The following is a 9,840-nucleotide window of genomic DNA, read 5'->3' as shown; positions in this document are numbered from 1 at the left end:
CTTCCGACTTGAAGCTGCAGCGGTGTTAGCTACGTTCGTTCATCCCAATCACATCGTTTGCCTATGCTCATGGGGATTCACTCACTTGCCGCCTATCTACAACTTCAAGTCGTTTGGGTATAAGCTCTTCACTCTTTTGTTGCGATCTTAACGAATTGTTATAATATAACAATTTGAGCTTATTGTGATCTTTTCGTTGAAAAATGGGGTATTAGTCTCCATAGTAAAAATCATCAGATAAGAGTAACCTTATGCATACCATAACTAGCGTGCAGTCAGAACGAATTCAAGTGAGTAAAGATATGGCGGAAGTGAGAGCCAGAGTCGACTTTAAAGTTGGCTTGAAAAGTAATATTGATGCTGAGATTCTTTCATTCCGAGGTTTACAATCGGATAAAGAACACGTAGCCGTTATCTTTCAAGCGGCAGATAAAACACAACCTATTCCATTAGTTAGAATGCATTCTGAGTGTCTAACTGGCGATGTTTTCCATTCTTCAAGGTGTGACTGTGGGGAGCAACTTGAAGAGACCATTACTAAGATGGGCGAATATGGCGGTATCATTCTCTATTTGCGTCAAGAAGGTCGTGGAATCGGCTTGTATAATAAGATTGATGCTTATCGCTTACAAAGCCAAGGCATGGATACATATCAAGCCAATAATCATCTTGGCTTTGGTGATGATTTGCGCGATTTTACCGAAGCTGCGCAAATGCTAAAAGCACTTGGGGTGACTAAGATTCGTTTAGTAACGAATAACCCTAAGAAAATAAGAGAATTACAAGAGCACGGTATTGAAATTATCAGTGTCGTTAATACAGCTGCACACATTAAAAATGGTAATGAAGACTATTTAAAAGCGAAAGTCTCACATGGTAAACATCATTTGAAGTTATAAGCGGTTATCTTTTTCAATGTAGAAGTCTCTGCGATATCGATGTGTGTTTCTCCATCGGCGTCATCTACGTGATATTTTCTATGACTGCTCATTAAAATTTTATGCCCAAACCCCATCATTTCTTGATTTGAAATGATGGGGTTTGTCGTTTGTACGTTGCAGATTTTTCCTGTCGATAGCCTATCAAGATAACGCGCTACTTGCTCAAGAGCAGCCGATGAACGTTTCGCTTAGCCGTCGAGATCAATTTGGATAAAGAGTGGGTAAAGCGGGGAATATTTGCCATACTTACTCCAGCATCGGTTGGACGGTTTAGTGATGGGTATCGTCTATGCTCACCTATCCTAAATTAACCAATGCAACCGGTTAGCCAAGGGAGCACTAAAAACATGAAGCGTTACTCATTGATGGCCATTGTTTTGCTTTGGATTAGTTTGCCACTTTTTGCCAATACGCCAGTGGTTCAACTTTCTGATCTCAAAGGACCAAGTGAGTATGCGTTACATTATCCTCAACAAGTCGAGAAACTCTATCAGCGTAATCAGTATCAATTAATTTGGCGAGATGAGTTGAGTCGAGTCTATTTTGAGCAGCAACTTGTGCTGATCCATCAAGCGAATATTAGTCCGTTATTTTCAAAACGCTATAAGCAATTACGAGCCTTGAGTGAACAACAGGCATGGGTTCAATATGATGTTTTAGCGACAGACACCATTATCGGCTATCTTAGTTATGCTCAATTAGCCACTCAACAAGGGATTGATTGGTTTTTTAACGGTAAACTTAACCACGTTTTGCCTTTGCCGAGTGCATCTTCACGGTTAGCTCTGTCTGTTGCCGCTGGCACGCCAGCGATGGCTGATTTAGTGTTGCAGCATGCACCACAAGATCCCGCTTATCATCAATTGGTTTATGCTCACGGTTTTTTATCTGCGCTCAAAGCGACACCATTACCGCTTTATCGACAAGCGGGTTTGAAACTGCCGGGCGATAAGTTGGACGACCGTCCTACCTTGATCCAGCGTTTAGCTCTGGTCAATATTGATGTCACAGTGATTCGTGATGATGTCTCTTGGTACGATAATTCATTAATCGAACCCATAAAGCATTTTCAGCAGTTACATGGACTAACCGCTGACGGTGTGATTGGTCCGCAGACATTAAAATGGCTTAATCTCTCCGTTGAAGAACGTTTGGGTCTGATTGCCTTGAATGCTGAGCGAATGCGTTTATGGCCAACCAGTAATACATCCATTGTGGTTAATGTACCGAGTTTTGAATTGAAATATTGGCATGCGGGGGAAAACGTCTTTCAATCGAAGGTGGTGGTCGGACGCATTTCACGACCGACGCCAGTCATGACGACTCGTTTGGATTCTTTAATTGTTAATCCTACTTGGAATGTTCCCTATAAGATCATGGTGGAAGATATTTTACCGATAGCGAAGCGAGATCTTCGTTATTTAGATCGTCAGAATCTAGAGATTCTACCGCGTTGGGGAGCGACACAGACTCTAGATCCGACATCGATAGATTGGGAAAATATCTCATTAGAGGCATTTCCCTATCGTATGCGTCAAAGAGCGGGCTATCATAATGCTCTGGGATTATATAAATTTAACACCCCGAATCGCCGAGCGATCTTTTTGCATGATACTCCAAGTAAATACTTATTTGAGCGTGACTCAAGAGCGTTTAGCTCGGGGTGTATTCGGGTTGAACATGCCGATCAATTTGCCAATATGTTATTAACTAAGCAGGGGTTAGACTCTCAACAATTTGCTCCGCAAAGTAGCTCAGTGAACCAAGCAATCCCATTAAGACAGCGCATACCAGTGCAGATCATTTATCAAACAGCATGGTATGACGCAGGACAATTGCATTTTAGAGAAGATATCTATCGTCTCGATAAGCTAGTGACTCAATAGCGACTCTCTTTATCACGTCAAGTGATGTGAGTCGCGAGCGCGACTTGTCAAAACGTAGTGAGAATGTCATAGTTGATGATAATTTTTTGCTGGTTGTTCAGGTTTTCTCATGTCTTTGAAGTATCAAATTGTCCCCGTTACTCCGTTTGCGCAAAATTGTTCGATTGTATGGTGCGATGAAACCATGCAAGGTATTGTTGTTGATCCCGGTGGTGATGTAAAACAACTGAAAATGTTGATTGATCAACTAGGTGTTCAGGTAGTTAAACTGGTTCTGACTCATGGTCATTTGGATCATGTCGGTGGAACACAGCCTCTCGCTACATTGTTGGGTAATGTTGACATCATTGGTCCTCATAAAGCCGATAACTTTTGGTTGCAGGGCTTAGAAGGGCAGAGTCAAATGTTTGGTTTTCCGCTGACAGAAGCCTTTGAGCCTCATCAATGGTTAGATGAAGGTGATACCGTCACGTTTGGCAACCAGACACTTACTGTCTTGCATACGCCAGGCCATACTCCAGGTCATGTGGTTTTATTTAGTGAAGAAGCCAGCTTAGCGTTTGTAGGCGATGTGCTTTTCAATGGCAGTATTGGACGGACGGATTTCCCACAGGGCGATTTCAACACCTTAATTGATTCTATTAAGAACAAATTGTGGCCATTGGGCAATCACGTGACGTTTATTCCTGGCCACGGACCGACGTCAACGTTTGGTCGTGAACGTGCGAGTAATCCCTTTGTAGCCGATGAAATGCCGCTTTACTAGCAGAATAGATATTACGTTTACTATGACAAGTAGGGAAGGTTCGGTGGCCTATAAACCAAACTTCTCTTATTCTGGCTTGGCTGCGGCGAGATAGCGTCGAGCCAGACCAATAAATTCATCAGCAGAACGGTCGAGATCATTCTCCGAGATGAAGACATCAAAACCATAAAAATTACGTTGATGCTGCATACGGTTAGCGAGCATCGCCATTAAGCCAGTATAGACTTTGCCTTGTGGATCCGTATAGGGGGTAGAGTCTAATACGATGTCTTCAAAAAGCAGGCTTTTATCATGCTGCTTCATGCCTAAATACAGTAAGGCTCGTTGGTTAAATAACATTTCTCGAGCAATTCTTGGGCAAATCCCGTCTAAAAAAGGGCTATAATTTTTTAAACGAACACCTATCCATGGTAGCGGCTGATGCCAACCCTCTTGTTGATGGGTGCATATTCCAATTTGACTGATATTTTGCCATTTCACTACCCATCCACCATAGTAAAAATGTTGCTGTAAGTGACTGGCGGTGAGAGTAAAACCAACCCAACTTTTACGTGCTAGCCAATAACCAACACCACATAAAATCAACACACACATCACCGAAACTAACGCTTGTTGCCAACTGTTCGATAAGCGAATCAAAGCAGTAATGATCAACAACACGATCAATAAACCGATTTTGACGTAAGGTGAATGTCGATCAAATTGATAATTAGATAAGTGGATTGTTGGCATACCGACCTCGCATGCAAATACTTTATGATTAATACTCAATGTTCGTTGACAATGATCACTGATCCTCACTGAAATCGTAAACAGCAAATAATGATTTACTGTTTAAATTCTAGTCGCTTATGGTTTAAATCTCGTTTTTGTCGTCTGAACTTGAGCGATACCCTACAAAAGGTCGATGAATTTTGCTATAAAACGCGCTTCAAATTTTCACCACTGCATCTTGTGCAGTGAAATGGAGAGATACTCGATGAGACTTGCTCATAAGCGTAAAGTGCAGGCAAAACTGCAAAAACGCATCATAGCGATGGTAGCAAACATTACCTCAGCACCAAAAACAGCCAAGCCTGTAGCCGTTAACCCTGTCGTTGCAAAGAAAACGGCACACCCATCAAGTGAACCCGTTTCACCAACAACACGTGCAGAGATCGTGTTAACCCCTAAGCAGCAACAAGTGTTTGATATTGTTGTCGCGAATGCGGAAGGTATTAATCCTAAAGGGATTGGTTTGGCGGCAGGACAAGAAGAGAGTAAAGCGGCGTCTTGGGCGACAGGGGCATTAAAGAAACTACTTGAAGTTGAATTAATTGCCAGAGAGTCCCAAGCGGGCAACAAGGTTATTTATAAAGCGCTGTAAATAATTAAAGATTCTACAACTGCTCTTGTCACTCAGGCGGCAGTTGTAGAACGGTACTGATTGTCAAACTTACTCAATTTTGGTGATGCTGCCAATTTCCAGCATCGGTGCGACATCCATCTTTTCTGCATTCATCATTGCAGATAAACGTTGAACCGATGAGAGTAATAAACTTTGCTCCCAATCGGCCAAATGCTGAAACTGTTCCACAAAACTGTCTTGTAGCGGCTGTGGTGCGCGAGCCAAGAGTTCTCGGCCAGTTTCTGTTAAATGGGCATGGACTTTACGTTTATCGGTGCTACTTCTAACACGTTGTACGTATTGATTCCGCTCTAAGCGGTCTAGGATGGTCGTGGCTGTTGCTTGACTCATGTTAGTATGTTTTGACAATTGACGAATGGTAACTTCCCCCAACTCTTCAATTGAACGCATCAAAATCAACTGCGGTCCCGTCAACCCTGCGTATTTGCTTAATTTTTTTGAATGCAAATCGATGGCTCGGATAATTTGACGAATCGCAACCAACACCTCTTCGTGTTTTTCCACAATATTTACCTACAACAAACAAGAGACCAATTGGATCGGACCATACCTTAGTTGGGGATAATTGAAAAGTAGAGAAATCGTCTTCCTACTGCAAGCTACCGTAGTGTGAGTAACGTTCGTCCATCGCCAATCCGGTCCTTTCTCTATATTGATGAGGAAGATTTATCTGCGGATTGCTTAGTCAAGCTCTGCCTCTCGCTGAGTAAATTTATCACTCACCTGCTGCCTAACTGTAATCGCCATTATTTGGGCAGGCGAGGATACCTCTAAAATCTCACAAGTCTCGAAACGATGGATTGAAATGCCATGGATACAATAGGTATTTGAGTGAACGATTTCGTGAATAGCACACATTACTCACCAGTAAACCAACGTTCATTAAATATTCGAGCTCAAACTAAATTGTGGTGGTGGCTTGTAACTTTTAGCGATAATTTGCTGTAAAATGGTCGATTTTTATCCTGAATAACTTTGTTTTGTGGATTTTAATCTAATTTTCTGTAATATATCGCTCCTTAAATGAATTCTTTAGTTATGAGTACGAAATATATTTTAATGGTAAATCTGTGAATTTATTTCGTTGTCATGGTTACTGAATTTTGTCTGTCGTTACCCAAAAGAGAAGATCAATGACAAAAGGAATAGACAAGTACAGCATTGACAGTACCGACTATACAGTCGGTCAGGATAATGTGCAGAAGTGGGGGTTTGATGTTCATAACCCTGTATTTGGCATCAGTGCGGGATTAATTGGTTTATTTTTACTCGCCACTCTGTTGGTGGATGCTGATACCGCTAAGAATGCACTAGACGGGGTTAAATGGAAAATTATTGGCTCATTTGATTGGTTATTCATTTGGTCGGGTAACCTTTTTGTGATTTTTTGTTTGGCTTTGATTATATCGCCATTTGGTAAAATTCGCTTGGGTGGTAAAGATGCGGTGGCTGATTACTCGGTGATCTCATGGTTATCGATGCTCTTCGCCGCTGGCATGGGCATTGGTTTGATGTTTTGGAGTGTTGCGGAACCAGTTGCTTATTTTACGGGATGGTATGAAACACCATTAGGTGTAGAAGCCGGTACACCAGAAGCGGCAAGATTAGCTTTAGGCGCGACCATGTATCATTGGGGACTCCATCCTTGGGCGATTTATGCTGTTGTTGCCTTATCGCTGGCATTTTTCTGTTATAACAAAGGGTTGCCTTTATCTATTCGTTCTATTTTTTATCCTATTCTCGGTGATAAAACGTGGGGATGGCCAGGGCATCTGGTTGATATTTTAGCGGTATTAGCGACGTTATTTGGCCTTGCTACTTCGCTGGGTTTAGGGGCTCAACAAGCCGCAAGTGGTATTCATCACGTGTTTGGTCTTGATGCAGGAATAGGATTGCAAATCATTGTTATCCTAGTGGTAACCGCATTAGCGACGATTTCGGTCATTCGTGGAATTGATGGCGGGGTCAAAGTGATCTCTAACATCAACATGATTGTAGCCTTATTGCTTGTCGCGTTAGTTGCTCTGATTGGTTATGCGGTCACTTTTGCGTCCATTCCAACCACATTAATGTCGTACATTGAAAATATCATTCCATTAAGTAACCCTCATGGACGTGAAGATGAAGCGTGGTTCCAAGGTTGGACCGTTTTCTATTGGGCATGGTGGATCTCATGGTCACCATTTGTCGGTATGTTTATTGCTCGAGTATCAAAGGGGCGGACGGTTCGTGAGTTTATTACCGCAGTGTTACTGATTCCAACAGCCGTCACTGTGATCTGGATGTCTGTATTTGGTGGATTAGCGATTGAGCAGGTGATAGGCGGTGTTGGCGAATTAGGTCAAAAAGGTTTAACGGATGTGTCATTAGCCATGTTCCAAATGTTTGATGTATTACCGCTGGGGACTTTACTCTCGATTATAGCGGTAGTGTTAGTGTTGGTGTTTTTCATTACTTCATCTGATTCTGGTTCATTGGTTATTGATAGCATTACGTCTGGCGGCAAAATGGATGCGCCAGTGTTACAGCGAATTTTCTGGGCAATCATGGAAGGGGCGATTGCCATAGCCTTACTGTGGATCGGTGGTGCGCAGGCCGTTCAAGCTTTGCAAGCTGGTGCGATTTCGACGGCTTTACCCTTTACTTTTGTCTTATTACTGATGTGCGTTAGTTTGGTGATGGGCATGCGTACAGAGCTGAAAAAGTAAGTTAAGTGGATACATAGAGGTTTAAAAAAGCTGGCTGAGCCAGCTTTTTTTGTTGATAGACGAATAATGTTGGAATGATGACATTTGTCACTAATTTGACGGTAATGTGATTAAAAGCAGATAGTTATTGCAACGGTGTTTATTTTTACATAATGCGTGCAAACGCTTATAAACCTCGCTATTATTTGCCGCCCAACTGTTCCTTTTATCAGCGATAATTCACTATGAAATTAACCCTAAAACAAAAGCTTATTGGCACCAGCCTGTCAGCGGTCGTCGTGATGGCGGCCGCATTAACTTGGTTGTCAGCCGATCAACTCAAACAACAAACCAGTCGTGGTGTACTTGCCCGTGCACAAGCCATTTCTGAAACGGCATCGAAAGGTATTTCTGATTGGATTTCGATCCGAAAAGATATTTCCACCGCCTTTAATGACTATACCGTACAACCTGATGTGGTGCCTTTTTTACAACAGGCGCGTAAAGCTGGCGGATTTGACGATATTTTCTTTGGTACTGTTAACGGTGAAATGTATCGCTCCCATCCAGAGCGCAACCGAGCTGATTATGATCCTCGTACTCGTCTTTGGTATCGCGATGCCGCGAATGCGGGTAAGCAAATTATTACCACGGCATATCAAGATGCGATCACTAATGCTTTATTAGTGACTATTGCTGAACCTATTCGTCACAATGGTCAGTTACGTGGTGTGGTCGGTGCTGATGTATTGATTGATCAATTAATCAGTGATGTGTTGAGTATCGACGCGGGTGATAATGCTTACGCGATGCTGATTGATACCCAAGACGGCTATTTTCTTGCACATCCAGACAAACGATTGCTTTTAAAGCCTGTCAGTTCGCTCGATAGCGCATTAACCATGAATGCTATTCAGCAAGCCGCCAATAGCCGTCAGCTAATGACACTGAACCATAACGGTCAAGAGAGCTTGTTTTACTTCGATAGAGTCGCGGATACGCCATGGGTATTTGCTGTGCAGATGGATAAAAATACCGAATTCGCAGCACATACTCAATTGCTCACCGGCTTGTTGATCACAGCGATTTTCATCACCTTGATTGTGGTGTTGATCGTCTCTTGGCTAGTCAGCTTTTTATTCAGAGATTTATTACGAGTTTCTAAAGCATTAGAAGAAATCGCAACCGGAGATGGTGATTTAACGCAACGCTTAGAGCCACGTAGTGACGATGAAGTGGGGCAATTAGCGAATAATTTCAATATTTTTGTTGGCAATATGCATACCATGGTCAGTAAATTGAGTGAGGTTTCGGCATCGCTTTCATCACAATCGCATATGACCGCCGCGCATGCTGAAGAACGTAGTGCACGTATTCGCATGCAGCAAGATGAAATCAATATGGTCGCCACAGCGATCAATGAAATGGCCGCTGCGACCCAGGAGATTGCTAACAACTCTGAGCATACTGCGCAAAACTCATCCGAGGCGGTAACCGCTTGTGTCGATGGCTCTAAGCAAGTATCGCAAACGCAGAACTCTATTCTTTCTTTAGCGAAAGAAGTGCAGGTAGCAACAGGCGTCATTCAAGAGCTGGAAGAGCATGGCAATCAGATCAGTACTATTCTTTCAACCATTCAAGGCATTGCAGAACAGACCAATCTATTGGCATTGAATGCGGCGATCGAAGCGGCTCGTGCTGGAGAACAAGGTCGCGGCTTTGCGGTGGTTGCGGATGAAGTGCGGGTACTGAGTCAACGTACTCACGCCTCAACCAAAGAAATTCAAACCATGATTGAAATGCTGCAAGGCACGACAGGCAAAGCGGTTGGGATCATGAATGATAGCCGAATGCTAGCCGATACGAGTGTTGATGATGCGCACTCTGCAGCAGCGAGCTTAATGCAAATTCATCATGCGGTTGAGCGGATCAGTGATATGGCAACTCAGATTGCTTCGGCGGCTGAGGAGCAGGCATCCGTCACCTCTGAGATTACGCGCAACACGGTAGGCATTCGCGATGTCTCGAACGATCTCGCTGAAGAAGCCCATGAAGCTGCAGCTCAAGCGGCGGAGCTATCACAACTTTCTTATCAGCTTGACCAAGAGATCCGTCGCTTTAAGTTATAAGTTTTAATTGATAACAGATGAGC

Annotated in this window: 8 protein-coding genes; 6 read left to right on the top strand and 2 right to left on the bottom strand. The window is 43.0% G+C overall.

The window, feature by feature from the left end:
* The first annotated feature begins 251 nt into the window (after positions 1–251).
* The 3 genes from CAG60_RS01905 to CAG60_RS01895 all read left to right on the top strand — a co-directional run bounded on the left by CAG60_RS01905 (position 252) and on the right by CAG60_RS01895 (position 3,593).
* Positions 252–899: a GTP cyclohydrolase II gene (locus tag CAG60_RS01905; protein WP_154168307.1), complete on the top strand. Its 648-nt coding sequence runs from the start codon at positions 252–254 to the stop codon at positions 897–899.
* A 389-nt stretch (positions 900–1,288) separates the two neighbouring features.
* Positions 1,289–2,827 (top strand): L,D-transpeptidase family protein, encoded by a 1,539-nt coding sequence (locus CAG60_RS01900; protein WP_161438152.1) that lies wholly within the window; start codon positions 1,289–1,291, stop codon positions 2,825–2,827.
* Between the two features lie 109 nt (positions 2,828–2,936).
* Complete coding sequence (locus CAG60_RS01895; protein WP_161438151.1) at positions 2,937–3,593, top strand: MBL fold metallo-hydrolase; 657 nt, start codon at positions 2,937–2,939, stop codon at positions 3,591–3,593.
* 66 nt (positions 3,594–3,659) lie between these two features.
* Here CAG60_RS01895 and CAG60_RS01890 read toward each other — a convergent pair whose 3' ends face one another.
* Positions 3,660–4,325 (bottom strand): DUF2982 domain-containing protein, encoded by a 666-nt coding sequence (locus CAG60_RS01890; protein WP_161438150.1) that lies wholly within the window; start codon positions 4,323–4,325, stop codon positions 3,660–3,662.
* A 247-nt stretch (positions 4,326–4,572) separates the two neighbouring features.
* Here CAG60_RS01890 and CAG60_RS01885 point away from each other — a divergent pair, with 247 nt between their 5' ends.
* On the top strand, positions 4,573–4,959 hold the full coding sequence (locus CAG60_RS01885) for a MarR family transcriptional regulator (RefSeq protein WP_154168303.1): 387 nt from the start codon (positions 4,573–4,575) through the stop codon (positions 4,957–4,959).
* A gap of 69 nt (positions 4,960–5,028) precedes the next feature.
* Here CAG60_RS01885 and CAG60_RS01880 read toward each other — a convergent pair whose 3' ends face one another.
* Positions 5,029–5,505 carry a MarR family winged helix-turn-helix transcriptional regulator gene (locus CAG60_RS01880; protein WP_004395351.1) on the bottom strand — a complete coding sequence of 159 codons (477 nt, stop codon included), beginning with the start codon at positions 5,503–5,505 and terminating at the stop codon, positions 5,029–5,031.
* Between the two features lie 629 nt (positions 5,506–6,134).
* On the opposite strand from CAG60_RS01880, the gene CAG60_RS01875 reads away from it, so the two are divergent.
* The gene (locus CAG60_RS01875; RefSeq protein ID WP_161438149.1) at positions 6,135–7,709 is read left to right on the top strand and encodes a BCCT family transporter; all 1,575 of its coding nucleotides are present in this window, start codon (positions 6,135–6,137) and stop codon (positions 7,707–7,709) included.
* Between the two features lie 224 nt (positions 7,710–7,933).
* On the top strand, positions 7,934–9,817 hold the full coding sequence (locus CAG60_RS01870; protein ID WP_161438148.1) for a methyl-accepting chemotaxis protein: 1,884 nt from the start codon (positions 7,934–7,936) through the stop codon (positions 9,815–9,817).
* The last annotated feature ends 23 nt before the right edge of the window (positions 9,818–9,840 follow it).

It is taken from the genome of Vibrio sp. V33_P6A3T137 (assembly GCF_009904835.1).
Classification (GTDB): Bacteria; Pseudomonadota; Gammaproteobacteria; order Enterobacterales; family Vibrionaceae; genus Vibrio; species Vibrio metschnikovii.
This window is presented reverse-complemented; position numbering and strand designations above follow the sequence as displayed.